Below are 16,539 nucleotides of genomic sequence, written 5' to 3'. Positions count from 1 at the left end.
GGCAGTACTCCGAGTGCTAACGACGCCCGGAGCGGCACATCAGACTCCGTCCTCGTCAAGATGATCCGCCCCAAGCCGCCATGGCGGGGCATGGACCTTGACGAGGGCGGGCAAGGCTCCGTCCGGCTGTCCTCTTGGACGGTCGGCAGCCGGACGGACTGTAAGCGCACGACGGCGTGGAGACCGCCTCTGTGTCAGCCGGGAGATCAGCGCCACCGGATCACCAGTCATGCACCACCCAACGAAAGAAGGGAAGGCACATGTACGAGGTAGAGGACCGCTGGGCCATCGTTCGGGGTAACGAGGAGAACAGCCAGGGCGAGACCGGGGCCGGCAGCGACGGGCAGGAAGGTAACCCGCCCACCGGGTGCGGTGACGACTTCACCAGCTGACCAGCAAAACGCGTGAAGGACGGCCCCGCTCTGGCAGGATCCAGGGCGGGGCTGACCCATGGGTGAGGAGAGGCGCGAATGGCGAGAGAGCTTACGGGGACGGGGCGTGTGACCCTGTCCCCGCTGTTGCACATGTGGCCCGATACATACGGCGTTATGGCGTATACGTCCAGCGGACATTTCGGCACCACGGCTGTCGTGGGGTACATCCCAATCCCTGAGGTGCCGGACGTGAGCTTCTTCGACGTCGCGGCCCGTCACGTCTCAGGAGCCATGTCGAAGGCGAACTGGATCCTCTGCACGGGATGGTCCTCGTTGACTGTCCCGAAGCCCGGCTCCATGACCCTCGACGACGTCCAGTGGTACTTGGAGGTGGACGCTCGCGGGGACGCCGACGGCGATAAGGGCACGGCGTTCATGTACGGGCACTCGGAGCTGTACACGGGCCGGCTGACGCTGATCGACGGAATGGAAGAGGTCGAAGAAGAGGTCAACGGCAAGGTGCGGACGACCCGCCGCCTGATCGTCAACGAGGTGCTGATGAAGCAAGCGCGGGAGTTGCTGCCTCAGTAGAGGGTCCTCCTAGCCCCGGTCACTCTTCGGCGACCGGGGCTTTGTCGTTTCCACCAGGTGCGTAGCACCGTGCATGGCCTTTCCTACGGCCGCCGGAGGCGCCCCGTACCCTGGGTGGTATGCGCTTCCTCAACCCTCGCACTGGTGAACGTGAGCTACGTCCTTCGGTGCCGTACGACCTGACGTACGACGATGTGTTCATGGTGCCGAGCCGCTCCGCGGTCGGCTCCCGCCAGGGCGTGGACCTTTCTTCGCCCGACGGCACCGGCACCACCATTCCGCTCGTGGTGGCGAACATGACCGCCATCGCGGGCCGCCGGATGGCCGAGACCGTCGCCCGCCGCGGTGGAATCGTCGTCATCCCCCAGGACATCCCGATCGAGGTCGTCACCGACGTCATCTCCTGGGTCAAGACCCGCCACCACGTGCTCGACACCCCGATCACGCTGGCGCCCACCCAGACCGTCGCCGACGCGCTGTCGCTGCTGCCCAAGCGCGCCCACGGCGCGGGTGTGGTCGTCGACGCGGACAACCGGCCCGTCGGCGTCGTCACCGACCACGACCTCACCGGCGTGGACCGCTTCACCCAGCTCTCCGAGGTCATGTCGAAGGAGCTCCTGCTCATCGACGCCGACATCGACCCCCGCGACGCCTTCAACCAGCTCGACGCGGGCCACCGCAAGCTGGCCCCGGCCGTCGACAAGGACGGCAGGCTCGTCGGCATCCTGACCCGCAAGGGCGCCCTGCGCGCGACCCTCTACACCCCCGCCACCGACGCCGACGGCAAGCTCCGCATCGCGGCCGCCGTCGGCATCAACGGCGACTTCGTCGGCAAGGCCAAGCAGCTCCTCGACGCCGGCGTGGACACGATCGTCATCGACACGGCCCACGGCCACCAGGAGTCGATGATCAACGCGATCAAGGCCGTCCGCGCCCTGGACCCGAAGGTCCCGATCGTCGCCGGCAACATCGTCGCCGCCGAGGGCGTCAAGGACCTCATCGACGCCGGCGCCGACATCATCAAGGTCGGCGTGGGCCCCGGCGCCATGTGCACCACCCGCATGATGACCGGCGTGGGCCGCCCGCAGTTCTCCGCGGTGCTGGAGTGCGCGGCCGAGGCCAAGAAGTACGGCAAGCACGTCTGGGCCGACGGCGGTGTCCGCCACCCGCGCGACGTGGCGATGGCGCTGGCCGCCGGCGCCTCCAACGTCATGATCGGCTCCTGGTTCGCCGGTACGTACGAGTCCCCGGGCGACCTCCAGCAGGCGGCCGACGGCCGCCTGTACAAGGAGTCCTTCGGCATGGCCTCGGCGCGCGCCGTGCGCAACCGCACCTCGGAGGAGTCCGCCTACGACCGCGCCCGCAAGGCGCTGTTCGAGGAGGGCATCTCCACCTCGCGGATGTTCCTCGACCCGGCCCGCCCGGGCGTCGAGGACCTGATCGACTCGATCATCGCGGGCGTCCGTTCCTCCTGCACCTACGCCGGTGCCGGCTCGCTCGCCGAGTTCGAGGAGAAGGCCGTCGTCGGCATCCAGTCCGCCGCCGGCTACGCCGAGGGCAAGCCGCTGCACGCCAGCTGGAGCTAGGGGTGTCCCCGTGGCCCCGTCCCCGCCCCTTCCGGCGGGGGCGGGGCCACGGGCGTTCCCGCCGTACGCGGGCGGCGGGCCCGGCCTACGCGGGCGGCGGGCCCGGCCTACGCGGGCGGCGGGCCCGGCCGGCCGGGCCCCGGGGCCGAGGTGTGCACTCCCGCCCGGTACTTGGGGATCCGGACCGTGACCTTCGTCCCCGCTCCCAGACCCGTCTCCACGACGAGCCCGTAGGCGTCCCCGTACACCTGCCGCATCCGCTCGTCGACGTTCGGCAGCCCGATCCCCGACGCGGACCCCGCCCGCTCCCCGGCCAGGATCCGCCGCAGCCGCTCCGGATCCATCCCCACGCCGTTGTCCTCGATGGTCAGCACCGCCTCCGACCCGGCGTCCCGCGCCGCGATCGTGATCCGGCACTCCTCCGTGGAGTCCTCCACCCCGTGCTTGACCGCGTTCTCCACCAGCGGCTGCAGACACAGGAACGGCAGGGCCACCGGCAGCACCTCCGGCGCCACCTGCAACGTCACCTTCAGCCGGTCCCCGAACCGGGCCCCGGCCAGCGCCAGGTACCGCTCGATCGACCGCAGCTCCTCGGCCAGCGTGGTGAACTCCCCGTGCCGGCGGAAGGAGTAGCGCGTGAAGTCCGCGAACTCCAGCAGCAGCTCCCGCGCCCGCTCCGGATCCGTCCGCACGAACGAGGCGATCGCCGCGAGGGAGTTGAAGATGAAGTGCGGGGAGATCTGCGCCCGCAGCGCCTTGATCTCCGCCTCCATCAGCCGCGTCCGCGCCCGGTCCAGCTCCGACAGCTCCAGCTGCACGGAGACCCACCGCGCCACCTCCGTCGCGGCCCGCACCAGCACCGCCGACTCCCGCGACCCGTACGCGACCAGCGCCCCCAGCACCCCGTCCTCACCGGTCAGCGGCGCGAACACCGCCCACTTGAGCGGGCACCCCGGCCGCTGGCACTCCGTACGCAGGCTCTGGCTGCGCCCCGACTCCAGCATCACCGCCACCCGGGCCATCGCCCGCCGCTCGTGGTGGTCGGCGCCCGGGCCGTCCCAGGCCAGCACCGCCTCCCGGTCCGTCAGGCACAGCGCCTCCGTGCCGAGCAGCGACCGCAGCCGCCGCGCCGCCTTGCGGGCGGCGTCCTCGGTCAGCCCCGCCCGCAGCGGGGGAGCGGCCAGCGAAGCGGTGTGCAGCGTGTGGAAGGTGGCCCGCTCGACCGGCGTGCCCAGGTCCAGCCCCGCCGCCCGCTCCCCGCGCCGCGCCTGCCACCGGCCCCCGGCCCAGCCCAGCGCCGGCAGCAGCACCGCCCCGGCCGCCGCCAGCACCCCGAGCGCCGCCCCGGTCACCAGGCGCCCCCCGCCGCCCGCTCCCCGGCCACGCCCTCGGGCAGGTGCAGCCGCGCCAGCGCCGCCGCCGTCCCCGCCGGAACCCGGGACCGGGTGGCCAGCGACACCAGCACCATCGTCAGGAACCCCAGCGGCACCGACCACACCGCCGGCCAGGCCAGCAGGGCGTGCGCCCACCCCCGCGGCGCCACCCCGCCCCGCGTCGCCAGCACCGCGCCCAGCGCCGCACCGCCGCCCGTGAGCAGCCCGGCCACCGCACCCGGCGGGGTCAGACCCCGCCACCAGATCCCGAGCACCAGCAGCGGGCAGAACGAGGACGCCGACACCGCGAAGGCCAGCCCGACCGCGTCCGCGACCGGCACCCGCGTGCTCACCGCCCCGCCCGCCAGCGGCACGGCCATCGCCACCACCACCGCCAGGCGGAAGCTCCCCACCCCGCGCCGCGGCAGCACGTCCTGGTGCAGCACCCCCGCCACCGCCATCGTCAGCCCCGAGGCCGTCGACAGGAACGCCGCGAACGCGCCCCCGGCCAGCAGCGCCCCCAGCAGCTCCCCGAGCGGGCCGCCCAGCATCCGCTCCGGCAGCACCAGCACCGCCGCGTCCGCGTCCCCGGTCAGCGCCAGCTCGGGCGCGTAGATCCGGCCCAGCGCCCCGTACACCTGCGGCAGCAGGTAGAACACCCCGAGCAGCCCCAGCACCACCAGGGTGGTCCGCCGGGCGGCCCGGCCGTCGGGGCTGGTGTAGAAGCGCACCGCCACGTGCGGCAGGCCCATCGTGCCGAGGAAGGTGGCCAGGATCAGCCCGTACGTGGCGTACAGCCGGTGCTCGCGGTCGCCCGCCGACAGCGGCTTCGCCCAGCCGGGCGAGTCGCTCGCCGTGCCCGCCCGGGAGGCGGTTTCCGGGACGGCGGTCCCGGCGGCGAACTCCAGCCGGGTGTGCGCCCGTACCGTGTGCCGGCCGGGCGCCAGGGTCAGCCGGGCGTCCGCGTGGTCGAGCCCGTCCACCCGCCCCGTCACCGTCACGGTGAGCGGCTCGTCCAGCGACAGCCGGACGTCCTGCCCGAGGGTGACGGCGGTGTGCTCGCGGAAGACCGCCGCGGCGTCGAAGGAGGCGCGCGGCGCGCCGTCCCCGGCCCACGCGGCCAGCAGGAAGAAGGCGGGCACCAGCAGGGCGCAGAGCTTGAGCCAGTACTGGAAGGCCTGCACGAAGGTGATGCTGCGCATCCCGCCCGCCGCCACGGCCGCCGTGACCACGAAGGCGACGACCACCCCGCCCGCCCAGTGCGGGGCCCCCGTCAGCACGGTCAGGGTCAGCCCCGCCCCCTGGAGCTGGGGCAGCAGGTACAGCCAGCCCACCCCGAGCACGAACACCACCGCGATCCGCCGCACGGCCTGCGACTGGAGCCGGGCCTCCGCGAAGTCCGGCAGGGTGTACGCGCCCGAGCGCCGCAGCGGTGCCGCGACCAGCACCAGCAGCACCAGGTATCCGGCCGTGTAGCCGACGGGGTACCAGAGCATCTCCGGCCCCTGGAGCAGCACCAGCCCGGCGACGCCGAGGAAGGAGGCGGCGGAGAGGTACTCCCCGCTGATGGCCGCCGCGTTCAGCCGGGGGCCGACGGTCCGCGAGGCCACGTAGAAGTCGGAGGTGGTCCGGGATATCCGCAGCCCCAGCGCACCGACCAGCACCGTCACCAGGACGACGACGGTGACCGCGGTCAGCGCGTACGTCTGGTTCACCGGAGGTCCTTCGACGGGGGAGGGGGTGCTGGGAGTCTACGCAGCGCCTCCAGCGGGACAACAGGCCCGTTCCGGCCCCTGGATCACACCGCCGGATCGCGGTGTTCCGCGCAGTCGCGCAGGGCGATCTCCAGCTCCACGTACGACTCCTCCGCGCGCCGGAAGGCGAGCGTCAGGGCCGCCTCCGCGCGCGGCGGCAGTACGCGGCGGGCGCCCTCCTGGGCCTCGTACAGCACATCGGCCCAGCGGGCGGCCGCGCTGCGCAGCCGGGCCAGCAGCTCTTCGGCCTCGGCGGGCCCCGAGGGCCCGGTACGGGGCAGTCCGCTCAGCGCGTCCAACAGCGCCTGGATCTCGGACATATCGCTCCTCCCGGGCCGGATGGTCCACGATAGGCGCGCGCGGTCCCCGCGACGCGCCGCCGGGGGCCGCCCTGCGGCCGACGGGCCCGGCGGATCGCCGTACGCCCGTCCCCGCGCGACGAACGGCGCGTCGGTACGCCGGGCGGTCGTACGCCGGTCCGCCCCGGGCGGGCCTCAGCCGGTGGCCTGGCGCATCAGCAGGTCCCGGAGCTGGCGCGCGTGGCGGCGGCTCACCTGGAGCTCGGCCGGGCCCACGCGGACGCTGGTGGTGCCCGCGTCCAGGCGGAGCTCGTCGATCCGGCCCAGCGCCACCAGGTGCCGGCGGTGGATCCGGACGAAGCCGCGGGCCGCCCAGCGCTCCTCCAGCGTGGACAGCGGGATCCGCACGAGGTGGCTGCCCCCGTCGGTGTGCAGCCGCGCGTAGTCCCCCTGGGCCTCCACGTACGCGATGTCCGAGATCGCCACGAACCGGGTGACCCCGCCCAGTTCGACGGCGATCTGCTCCGGAGCCCGCTCGGCCGCGGACCCCTCGCCGGCCGGCCGGCGGGGCGCCGGGACGGCCGCCCGCTCCGGCTCGGGCTGCTGCTCCCGGGCGGGCCGGGCCAGCAGCTCGCGGACCCGCCGGACCGCCTCGGCCAGCCGCTCCGGCCGCACGGGCTTGAGCACGTAGTCCACCGCCTTGAGGTCGAAGGCCTGTACGGCGAAGCCCTCGTGCGCGGTGACGAACACGATCAGCGGCGGCCGGGCGAACCCGGCCAGCAGCCGGGCGATGTCCAGCCCGGTCAGCCCGGCCATCTGGATGTCCAGGAAGACCACGTCGATCGCGTCGGGCCCGTCCGGCCCGCTCTCCACCGCCCGGGTGATCCGGCGCAGCGCCTCCGTGGCGTCCGAGGCGCCCTCGGCGCTGCGCACCCGGGGGTCGGAGCGCAACAGGTAGAGGAGTTCCTCCAGGAGCGGCTTCTCGTCGTCGACGGCCAGTACGCGCAGCATGGGGCCGAGTCTAGGGAAGGCCTCCGGCACGGCAAACGGTGCGCGGCCCCCGCCCGGGGGGAGGGAGGCGGGGGCCGCGCGGTTCCGGGTGGGGGCCGGGGGCTACTGGGCGGTGATCAGCGAGCCGTCGGGGGCGACGGCGTACCAGGTGCCGCCGACGCCCTGGCCGTTGGTGTCGCCGGCCTTCTTGTCGCCGGTGAAGGTGTAGACGGGCCAGCAGTTCACCGTCTGCTGCTTCTTGCCGTCGGGGCGGTCCAGGACCAGGTAGTTCTTCTCGGTGATCCCCTTGGCGTTCGCCCGGTCCACCGGCGGTACCACCGGCCACTTGGCCAGGCAGTCGCCGGTGCACTTGGAGACCATGGGCCAGGCGGTGTCCGGCTTGAAGCGGTAGACGGTCATGCCGTTGCCGTCGACGATGTGGTCGCCCAGCTTCGGGTCCTTGGCCACCGTCAGCGCGCCCGCTGCCTGGCCGGCCCCGGCGGGGGCGGGCGAGGCCGCCGCCTTCGCGGCCTTCTTGCCGTCGGGGGCGAAGGCGAACCAGGTGCCGCCGACGCCCTGCCCGTTCAGGTCGCCCGCCTTGGTGTCCTTGGCGAAGCGGTACACGGGCCAGCCGGCCACCGTCAGCTGCTTGCCGCCGTCCTTGCGGACCACCTCGCCCAGCAGCGCGGGGTCCATGCCGGCGGCCGCCGTGACCTCGCCCGCCGCGACCACCGGCCAGGCCTTGGCGCAGTCTCCCTCGCAGTTGGAGGCGGGCGGCTTCGCGGTGTCCTTGTCGAAGCGGTACAGGGTGAAGCCGGCGCTGTCCGTGAGGACCTGTCCGAGCTGGTCGGTGCCCGCGATCGCCAGCTGGCCGGCGGGCTTGGCGTCGCCGGCCTGCTGTGCGGGCTGCTGCCCGTCGGCGTAGGGGTCGGCGGCGGGGGCCTGGGCGGACGCGGCCCCGGCAGGACCGGTCGCGTCGCCCTTGACGTTCGCCCCGCAGGCGGTCGCCGCCAGGGTGACGACGACCGCGACGGCGGCCAGGGTGGTTCCGCGCTTGATGCCCATGGTGTTCTCTCCCACGTGTGTGTCCGCCGGGTCCGGGGCCGGTCCGCCGCGTCGTGCGCGGCCCCGGGACCCCGGCTGCTTGTGGGGGACACGGCGCCGCGGGGGCGCCCTGTTCAGCGGGAGCGGTATGGCGTGTCTCACTCACCCGCCGTCGAACCCGGCCCGCCTCAGGGCCGTGACCACAGCGAGGCCGAGGACCTGGTGTCCGGCGTCGTTGGGGTGCAGCCCGTCCGCGAGGTGCTCGGGCCCGAGCACGTCCCGGCCCGGCAGCAGGGCCAGCCGGCCGTCCCCGGCGGCGATCCGGTCCCGGACGGCCCGCTCCATCGCGTCCCGCAGCGCCCCCAGGGTGGCGCCCAGACGGTTGGGCGTGCGCTCGGCGTCGGGGCGCAGCACGGGGGACAGGAGCAGCAGGGGGGTGTGCGGGTGGCCCTGGCGGACCAGGTCGAGGAACACGCGCGTGGTCTCGTACAGCAGCGGGGCGGTGAAGGGCACGCGGGACCAGCAGTTGGTGCCGAAGGCGAGGGTGAGGACGTCGGCGGGGAGCGCGGCGAGCTGCTCGGCGGTGGCGAGCTCGCCGCGCGCGGCCCCCGCGTAGCCGAGGTTGACGGTGTCGAAGCCCAGCGCCCGGCCGGCGACGGCGGGCCAGCCGTGGGCGGGGCGGGTGGACCACCACCCCTCGGTGATGGAGTCCCCGTGCACCACCCAGCGGGGGGCCTCGGGGGCGGGGGCGAGATCGCCGCCGATGCCGCGCAGCCCCAGGATCAGCGGGGACTGCCCCTCGGGCGGGTGCAGGATGAACGGGCCGTGCTGCCGGGGCAGTTCGAGGCGTACGACGGACTCGGCGGCGGGCTCGGTGAAGACCTCGGCGAGCAGCCCGTGCCGGTTCCACAGGGCGAAGCCGTGCGCGAGGTCGCGCAGCGCGTCGGTGGGGCCGGGAACGGTGGCCCGGTAGCGGATCTCCACCGCGTGCGCCGTGCGCGTCGTGAACTCCAGGCGCACGCCTATGGGGAGGGTGGCCCGCTCGCCGGTGTCCCAGGGCAGCCGCATGGTGTCGTCCGGGTCGGCGCGCACCGGGCGGCCCTTGTCCAGCCAGGCGACCCCGCGCAGGAAGGGGCCGGGGTCCTGCCACCGCCCGTCGGGGCCCAGTGGTGGTCTCACTCCGCGTCTCCGATCGTCGGGTACGGGGATTTCACGCCGGCCCGGCCCGGGGGTGCCCCGGTGGCGTCGCGCTCCCGTCCCCCCGGTCCGAGCGCTGCGGCGACCTGCGGGGTCCACGCTTTCCCCGGGGCCGCTGCGTTCACCCGTACCCCGCGCGGGCCCGGTTCGACCGCGGCGGAGCACACCGGGGCCGCGGGATCTCCCGGCGCGCCGGGTACCGCCGCCGGACGCGGCGGATCAGCGACGATCACGACCCCCCTCTCGAACATCTGAACGAGCGTGTGGTGCGGGAAGCGGAGTCCGGCGCCGGCCGTGTGGGGCGCGGCCGGATCCCTGGTGGCACGCTGCGGCACATCTGACGAGGTGTCAATAAAACCGCCCGACGATGCCCCGTGCAGCGATCGATCATCCGTGCGCAACAAACGGCCATGGCGGGCGGATCCGCGCAACGATCGTCCGCCAATGTGCAAGGATGGTGCATTACGGGCGGTATCACTCTGCTCGTAGGCTCACCCCCTGTACGTGGAGTGGCGCGGACCGCCTGCTCGGCGGTCCCCTCATGCCCAGACGGGCTCACCCCTGTCTGCAAACTGCTCCGGACCGCTGCGGTCGACGCCCGACCCGTCCCCATCCGCAGTGTCAAAGGAGTCCCCTCGTGCTCGATCAGGGCCAGGCACCCACGCTCTCCCCGGAGACGCGCAAGCCCGTGAACCCGCTGATGCGGCGCAAGCCGGTCGAGCGGCTCGTCTCCGAGGGCGGGCAGGGCGAGGGCGGCACGCTGCGCCGCTCGCTCACCATGTGGCAGCTGACCATGATCAGCATCGGCGCCACCCTGGGCACCGGAATCTTCGTCGTCCTCGGCACCGCCGCCCCCAAGGCCGGCCCCGCCGTGACGATCTCCTTCGTGATCGCGGGCCTGACCGCACTGTTCTCGGCCCTCTCCTACGCCGAGCTGGCCGGCTCCGTCCCGGTCTCCGGCTCCTCGTACTCGTACGCGTACGCCACGATGGGCGAGCTCATAGCCTGGATCTGCGGCTGGTGCCTGGTCCTGGAGTACGCCGTCTCCGTCGCGGCCGTCGCCGTCGGCTGGGGCCAGTACCTCAACGAGTTCCTCGACGGGACCATCGGCGTCACCATCCCCGAGTCGGTCTCCGCACCGCTGGGCGAGGGCGGGTTCATCAACCTGCCGGCCCTGGTCGTCGTGCTGCTCTCGATGGTCTTCCTGATGCGCGGCGCCAAGGAGAGCGCCACGGTCAACTCGATCATGGTCGCGGTGAAGATCGTCACCCTCCTGCTCTTCATCGGCATCGGCGTCCTGGGCATCAAGGCCGGCAACTACACCCCGCTCGCCCCGCTGGGCATGAGCGGTATCGCCGCCGGCGCCTCCACCCTCTTCTTCTCCTACATCGGCTTCGACGCCGCCTCCACCGCCGGCGAGGAGGCCAAGGACCCGAAGAAGGACCTGCCGCGGGCGATCATGCTCTCGCTGGCCATCGTCACCGTCCTCTACGTCCTCGTCGCCTTCGTCGCCGTCGGCGCCATGCCGTGGCAGGACTTCGAGGGCACCGAGGCCGCGCTCGCCCAGATCATGACCGACGTCACCGGCACCAGCGTCTGGGGCGTCGTCCTCGCCGCCGGCGCCGTCGTCGCGATCTTCTCCGTCGTCTTCGCCGTCCTCTACGGCCAGACCCGCATCCTCTTCGCGATGTCCCGCGACGGCCTCGTCCCCAAGGTCTTCGCCAAGGTCGACGAGAAGACCGGCGCCCCCCGCGCCAACGTGGTGATCGTCTCCCTGTTCTGCGGCGTCCTCGCGGCCTTCATCCCGCTGGGCAAGCTCGCCGACGCCACCAGCATCGGCACCCTCTTCGCCTTCGGCCTGGTCAACGTCGCCGTCATCATCCTGCGCGTGAAGCGCCCCGACATGCCGCGCACCTTCAAGGTGGCGCTCTTCCCCGTCACGCCGATCCTCGGCTTCCTCGCCTGCGGCTTCATGATGTTCAGCCTCGATATGGCCACGTGGATGGTCTTCGGTGGCTGGATGGTCGTGGGCCTCGTGTTCTACTTCCTGTACGGCATCCGCCGCTCCCGACTGGCCACGGAAGAAGTGGCCACAGCAGAGAAGTGATCCGCCCGCAGTGCGACTGAACGATCTCGACGAACGCATCGTGCACGCCCTCGCCGAGGATGCCCGCCGCTCCTACGCGGACATCGGCTCCGAGGTCGGGCTCTCGGCCCCGGCCGTGAAGCGGCGCGTGGACCGGCTGCGGTCCGAAGGCGCCATCACCGGCTTCACCGTCCGCGTGGACCCGGCCGCGATGGGCTGGGAGACCGAGGGCTTCATCGAGATCTACTGCCGCCACAACACCTCGCCGGACGACATCCGGCGAGGGCTGGAGCGGTACCCCGAGGTGGTGTCCGCGTCGACCGTCACCGGCGACGCGGACGCCCTCGTCCAGGTCTTCGCCTCCGACATGAGGCACTTCGAGCGCGTCCTGGAGCGCATCGCGGGCGAGCCCTTCGTGGAACGGACCAAGTCCGTCCTCGTCCTCAGCCCGCTCCTGCGCCGCTTCACCTCGGGAGCACCCGCGTAGTCCGGCGGGGTCAGGGCCGGGCCCGGGTTCCGGCCCCGACCCGCCGGACACCCCCGAGCACACACACCGACGCCCCCGCCGGACCATCCGGCGGGGGCGTCGGCGTAGGTACGGCGGACCGGCTGTCGGCGGCGCGTGCCACCATCGGCCGCATGAAGATCCAGATCCAGCCGCCTGCCGACCCGCACCTCTCGACCGTCTACACCGACTGGGCCCGCGCACACGACCCCGGCTCCGAGCCGGCCGCCGTCGCGCTGCTCGACGAGGCCCTCGGCACGATCCACCGGGCCTACGAGAAGCCCGGCCGCTACGTGGACGGCCTGGAGCGGCGCGTACGGGAACTGGATCCCGCCCACCTGCCCTGGTTCTGGGACACCATCGGCCACAGGCTCATCGCCTGGCACCTGCGCTCCGCCGCCCGCGCCCACGCCCTGGCCCGCAAGGCCGAGCGCACCCACCGCCTCCCCGTCGACCCCGACTGGCACCGGGCCAACCTGCTGCTCTTCGCCCGGGCCGGAGCCCTGCCCGCCACCGGGCTCAGCGGCCACCAGGCCTGGCTGGCCGAGAACCTGGAGCCCGCCGCCGCGCACGAGGAGTACGTACGGGTCCTGCACGCCTGGGCCGGCTCGCCCGGCGAGCTCCCCGCCGACCTGGCCCGCCGCGTCCGGCTCTCGGCGCGCGCCGCGGGCCTCGACGCCGCCGAGGAGGCCCGCGTCCTCGGCCTCGTCCTCGGCGCCGCGCGGGGCAAGGAGGTCCCCGACCGGCTGCTGGACGCCGCCACCCCGCTGCTGACCGCCCACCCCCCGACGGAGGAGGCCGCGGCCCTGCTCCTCGGCCTCTTCCCCGAGAGCCGCGGCGACGCCTCCTCCTGGCTGCGCCTGCTCCTCGGCTGCGGCGCCGCCGAGGCCGCCGCGACCGGGCGGATCGTCCCCGAGGGCGGCCTCACCGAATGGTTCTCCCGGTACGCCGGCCGCTACGCCCACGGCCGCAGCGGCGGCGGCGTCATGCGCCAGCCCATGCCCGCCGAACTCTTCGAGCTCCTCGCCCTCTTCGCCCCCCGGCTGCGCGCCGGCGACGGCCCGCTGCGGCTGCACGAGGACCGCTACACCTACCGGGGGCTGGACGCCGACCTCCTCGACGCCTGCCTCGCCGAAGGCATCGCCGTCCAGGACCCCGGCGTCGCCGTGGAGCTGGTCTTCTGGGACGCCCGCTCCCGCCGCGACCTCAAGGCCCTGGCCGCCGACCCGGTCTTCGGCCCCCGACTGGAGGGCACCGTCCACGCCGGCCTGCGCGGATCCGGCACCGCCATCAGCCGCCTCCCCGAGAACGCCGGCATCGCCGCCGAGGTCCACGGCCGCGTCGAGACCCTCCTGGGAGCCCTGCGCGGGGGCGGCCTCGGAGCCGCCGACGAGGCCGTCGACGAGCTCGCCACCCTCCTCGACCGGCCCACCGCCCGCGCCCTGGACGGCATCGACGAAGCCCTCGCCGCCCCGGACCTCACCGGCCCGCTCGCCCGCGCCCTGCGCGCCGGACTGCCCGAGGAGTACGGCTGGCCCGCCCTGGAAGAGGCCGTCGCCGGCCTCGGCGGCCCCGACGCGGTCACCGGGGTCACCTGCACCTGGCCGCTGCTGACCGTCTACGGGCCCGACCGGGCCGTGGCCGTCGACCACGCCGGCCCCCGCGCCTCCTGCTCCTTCCGGCTCCCCGGGGAAGCGACCGCGCACACCGTGCACTACGTCGGCGGCGCCTTCCTGGTCGGCTTCGGCACCACCCCCAAGGCCTCCTTCGGGGACCGGGCCTTCTGGGCCGACCGCCCCGAGGACGTCTTCGAGCCCGAGCAGCAGCTCGGCCTGCGCCGCTACGGCGGCATGATCCAGGGCGGCCTCGGCTACCACTTCGAAACCCCGGACGGCGGTGGCCGCCACGAGGGCGGCCTCGTCCTGCGCCCCGGCGGCCGGGAGGGCATCGGCTCGTACGACGTCCAGATGACCGACGGCCGGCGCTACTGGAGCTCCGGCGGCGTCGGCCACCGGTACGGGCAGGTCCTGACCCGCGTCCACCCCGAGACGGGCGAGGTACTCACCGACACCGAGCCGCCGGAGTTCCACACCTTCGCCGAACTCCCGCCCGGCACGCAGCGCTTCTCCTCCTCCTGCCAGACCCTCGCCGCCCTCCCCGAAGGCGCCCCCGCCTCACCGCTCGGCCAGGACGGCCGGCTCGTCGGCTTCCGCGTCCTCCACCACACCCCCTACGCGGGCCCCTCGCCGACCTCGTTCGTCCTGGAAGGCGTCGACGGCCGCCGCGCCCCCTACCGCAGCCGCCGCTGGGGCCGCGAGCCCTGGGCCGTCGTGCGGATGCCCCAGGGCGGCGAGGACGGGGTGCTCGTCGGTCAGGAGGCCATCCGCTGCCACGCCGCCGAGGACAACTCCCTCCTGTGGCAGGTGCACGGCTTCCCCGGCTCCGAGCGGCGCCGCACCCCCGGCTTCGGCGAGGACGCCGGCCCGGTCCCGCCGCCCGCCTTCTGGCACTTCCTCACGCCGCGCTGCGAAACCTCCTCCAAGGCCCTGCGCACCGTCGGTGACACCGCCGTACGCGCCCTGCTCGACGCCGCCCTCGCCGGCGACCCGGCCCCCGCCCTGCCCGGCGGCCTCGAACCGCGCATCGCCGCCGGGGTCGACCGGGCCGCCCGGCTCGCCGCCGACGTCCTGCGCCGGCTCCGCGAGCTCGCCCGCCGGGTCGCCGTGATGCGGGCCGCGCCCGTCGTGACCCTGCGCACCGAGGTGCCCGACTCCGTCCTCGCCCCCGCCCTCCACCCGCTGCTGTCCCTCCGCCCCCGCTACTACGGCGAGCCCGAGCCCGCCCAGCAGCCCGCGATGCTCACCGCCGTCGCCGCCGACGGGCGCCACCTGCGCGGCGAGATCGACGACGAGGCCCGCGTACTGGCCCGGCCCGCCGCCCCCGAGCCCTGGGAGCCGCTGCTCGGCCGGATCGGCGCCGTCGCCTGGCGGGCCGCCGCCGCGACCACCCCCGACGGGGAGCGGACGGCACTGGCCGCGCTGCTGGAGACCTGGAGCGGGCAGCCCTTCGCCGAGGCGGGCGGCACCTGGCGCACCGGCCGGGCCGGGGAGGAGGCACTGGCCGCCCTCCGCGCCGCCGGGCACACCCTGGCCTCCGGGGCCGTCCGCGACGGGCGGGCCCCGTTCCTCCAGCGGGCCGCCGACCCCGCCCCCGAGGGCGCCGAGGACTGCGTGACCACCACCGTCGAGGACGAGGACTCCGTACGCCTGCCCCGGCTGCTGGAGCTGCTCGCCGAGCGGGGCCCGCTGCCCGTGGAGCCCGCCGCCCGCGAGGCCTTCACCCGGCTGACCGGGGTCCGGGGCACCGTGGCGGGCCTGGTCCTCGCCGGGTTCCCCGGCCGCGACCGCCACGACGAGCACCTCAAGCTGCTGGCCGCCGCGCCGTTCAAGGCGAACAAGTCCCTCGCCGCGGAGTACGGGGAGCTCTCCCGGCGGCTCGGTGACGCGGGCCGCTGCGCGGTCCTCGCCGCCGGCCTGCCGCAGGACCTCGCCGACCTGTGGGAACCGGGCGGGACCGTCCGCGCCGCCGAGCGGATGGCCGCCGTGTGGACCGGCCTGCTGGGCGCCGAGGAGCAGGTGGACGAGGAGCTGGCCGCCGCCCTGGAGGCCGAGCTGGGCCTGCCGCTGCCCTGGGCCCGGGCCCTGCCCGCAGGCCGCACCCCCGACGGGGCACCCTTCGGTGAGGACGGCCTCGTACTCGTCGGGGACCGCATGGGAGGCATCGGCCTCCGCCACACCGGGCCGGACGGCACCATCGGGGGCCTGGTCGGCTCCGAGGCCGCCCACCACGCCGCCGCCTCCGTGATCGCCTGGGCGCTGACGGAACGGCCCGTCGGCGACGCCGGCGCCCGGGGCGCCCTGTCCCTGTACGGGCGGCTGCGGGCCCAGCTGGACGGCCCGGGCGCGCTCATCCCCCTGGGCCCGTTCTTCAAGGAGCTGGCCGCCGTCGCGGAGGGCGATCCGGCGTTCACCCCGTACGAGGGGCCCGTACTGCCCTGCCCGGAGCCGCTGCGGGAGGGCGCCGCCGGCACCTCCAGGGCCCTCGACGACGGGGCGTTCGTGGTGGCCGTGCCCAGCGGGGACGCCTTCCTGCGGGCGGCCGCCCTCACCGACCCGGCCCGGACGGAGCGGACCGAGCGGATCGCCTCCACCGTCCGGAAGGGCTACCTGCTGACCGTCCTGCACCGCCACCGGGACCTCCTCGACGGCCTCGCCCGGCTGGCCGCCCGCGCCGCGGACACCCCGGTGCCCGAGGGCGGCTACGAGGCGAACCCGGCGCTGAGCACCCCCGAGCTGGTCGCGGAGGCCGCCGCGTCCCTGGGCGTCGGCGCGGACGCGGCCGCCCTGTACCTCCAGCTGCTGGCCCTGGTCCGCCCGACGGACCGCGCCGTCCGCCGCTGGAACGGATGGACGGCGGCCCGGCACAAGGCCGCCCAGGCGGAGCTGGCGGCCTCCGGCGCGGTGGAGAGCGGCAAGCGGGCCCGCGCGGGACGCACCCTGTTCGTCCCGGGCGAGTGGACGGAGCTCAAGGCCCCGCACCTCCCCGTGGAGCACGCCAAGCTGGCCCCGCACCTGGCGTCGGCCTCGGGTACGACGCTCCACGTATCGCTGCTGCGGCTGCTCGCCCCGGCGCCCCCGCACGAGCTGTTCGCCCGCGCCTGGGCGGAGAGGCGGCGGTAGC

At 74.6% G+C, this 16,539-nt stretch carries 12 protein-coding genes; 6 read left to right on the top strand and 6 right to left on the bottom strand.

Translation table 11 applies throughout. The annotated features are described in order from the left end of the window. The first annotated feature begins 260 nt into the window (after nt 1-260). From ACZ518_RS22995 to ACZ518_RS22985, 3 genes are all read left to right on the top strand, one after another. Nucleotides 261-392: a hypothetical protein gene (locus ACZ518_RS22995; RefSeq protein ID WP_469114871.1), complete on the top strand. Its 132-nt coding sequence runs from the start codon at nt 261-263 to the stop codon at nt 390-392. A gap of 231 nt (nt 393-623) precedes the next feature. After that, nucleotides 624-965, top strand: a complete 342-nt coding sequence (locus ACZ518_RS22990; protein WP_469114870.1) for a hypothetical protein — start codon at nt 624-626, stop codon at nt 963-965. 119 nt (nt 966-1,084) lie between these two features. Continuing rightward, on the top strand, nt 1,085-2,551 hold the full coding sequence (locus ACZ518_RS22985; RefSeq protein WP_469114869.1) for a GuaB1 family IMP dehydrogenase-related protein: 1,467 nt from the start codon (nt 1,085-1,087) through the stop codon (nt 2,549-2,551). A 107-nt stretch (nt 2,552-2,658) separates the two neighbouring features. Here the strand turns inward: ACZ518_RS22985 and ACZ518_RS22980 are convergent, their stop codons facing one another. The 6 genes from ACZ518_RS22980 to ACZ518_RS22955 form a co-directional block, all read right to left on the bottom strand. Next, a complete protein-coding gene (locus ACZ518_RS22980; protein ID WP_469114868.1) occupies nt 2,659-3,903 on the bottom strand; it encodes a sensor histidine kinase in 1,245 nt (414 codons plus the stop codon). Next, nucleotides 3,900-5,639: a sodium/solute symporter gene (locus ACZ518_RS22975; protein WP_469114867.1), complete on the bottom strand. Its 1,740-nt coding sequence runs from the start codon at nt 5,637-5,639 to the stop codon at nt 3,900-3,902. The genes ACZ518_RS22980 and ACZ518_RS22975 overlap by 4 nt, the downstream gene beginning before the upstream one ends. Before the next feature lie 83 nt (nt 5,640-5,722). Next, the gene (locus ACZ518_RS22970) at nt 5,723-5,998 is read right to left on the bottom strand and encodes a hypothetical protein (RefSeq protein ID WP_469114866.1); all 276 of its coding nucleotides are present in this window, start codon (nt 5,996-5,998) and stop codon (nt 5,723-5,725) included. Nucleotides 5,999-6,172: 174 nt separating this feature from the next. After that, nucleotides 6,173-6,988: a LytR/AlgR family response regulator transcription factor gene (locus ACZ518_RS22965; protein ID WP_469114865.1), complete on the bottom strand. Its 816-nt coding sequence runs from the start codon at nt 6,986-6,988 to the stop codon at nt 6,173-6,175. Nucleotides 6,989-7,090: 102 nt separating this feature from the next. Further along, a complete protein-coding gene (locus ACZ518_RS22960) occupies nt 7,091-8,032 on the bottom strand; it encodes an SCO0930 family lipoprotein (RefSeq protein WP_469115135.1) in 942 nt (313 codons plus the stop codon). 141 nt (nt 8,033-8,173) lie between these two features. Further along, nucleotides 8,174-9,190, bottom strand: a complete 1,017-nt coding sequence (locus ACZ518_RS22955) for a GDSL-type esterase/lipase family protein (RefSeq protein WP_469114864.1) — start codon at nt 9,188-9,190, stop codon at nt 8,174-8,176. Between the two features lie 655 nt (nt 9,191-9,845). Between ACZ518_RS22955 and ACZ518_RS22950 the strand changes: the two genes are divergently transcribed. The 3 genes from ACZ518_RS22950 (at nt 9,846) to ACZ518_RS22940 (ending at nt 16,538) form a co-directional block, all read left to right on the top strand. Beyond that, nucleotides 9,846-11,315: an amino acid permease gene (locus tag ACZ518_RS22950; protein WP_469114863.1), complete on the top strand. Its 1,470-nt coding sequence runs from the start codon at nt 9,846-9,848 to the stop codon at nt 11,313-11,315. Between the two features lie 10 nt (nt 11,316-11,325). After that, nucleotides 11,326-11,781, top strand: a complete 456-nt coding sequence (locus ACZ518_RS22945) for an Lrp/AsnC family transcriptional regulator (RefSeq protein ID WP_179177713.1) — start codon at nt 11,326-11,328, stop codon at nt 11,779-11,781. 152 nt (nt 11,782-11,933) lie between these two features. After that, the gene (locus ACZ518_RS22940; RefSeq protein ID WP_469114862.1) at nt 11,934-16,538 is read left to right on the top strand and encodes a hypothetical protein; all 4,605 of its coding nucleotides are present in this window, start codon (nt 11,934-11,936) and stop codon (nt 16,536-16,538) included. Nucleotide 16,539 lies beyond the last annotated feature (1 nt).

The sequence above is a fragment of the Streptomyces sp. NPDC033966 genome, from assembly GCF_055575955.1.
This window is presented reverse-complemented; position numbering and strand designations above follow the sequence as displayed.

Coding starts and splice junctions, on each gene's coding strand:
- ACZ518_RS22965 (WP_469114865.1), bottom strand. CDS start 6,988: ATGCTGCGCGTACTGGCCGTCGACGACGAGAAGCCGCTCCTGGAGGAA.
- ACZ518_RS22940 (WP_469114862.1), top strand. CDS start 11,934: ATGAAGATCCAGATCCAGCCGCCTGCCGACCCGCACCTCTCGACCGTC.
- ACZ518_RS22985 (WP_469114869.1), top strand. CDS start 1,085: ATGCGCTTCCTCAACCCTCGCACTGGTGAACGTGAGCTACGTCCTTCG.
- ACZ518_RS22995 (WP_469114871.1), top strand. CDS start 261: ATGTACGAGGTAGAGGACCGCTGGGCCATCGTTCGGGGTAACGAGGAG.
- ACZ518_RS22960 (WP_469115135.1), bottom strand. CDS start 8,032: ATGGGCATCAAGCGCGGAACCACCCTGGCCGCCGTCGCGGTCGTCGTC.
- ACZ518_RS22970 (WP_469114866.1), bottom strand. CDS start 5,998: ATGTCCGAGATCCAGGCGCTGTTGGACGCGCTGAGCGGACTGCCCCGT.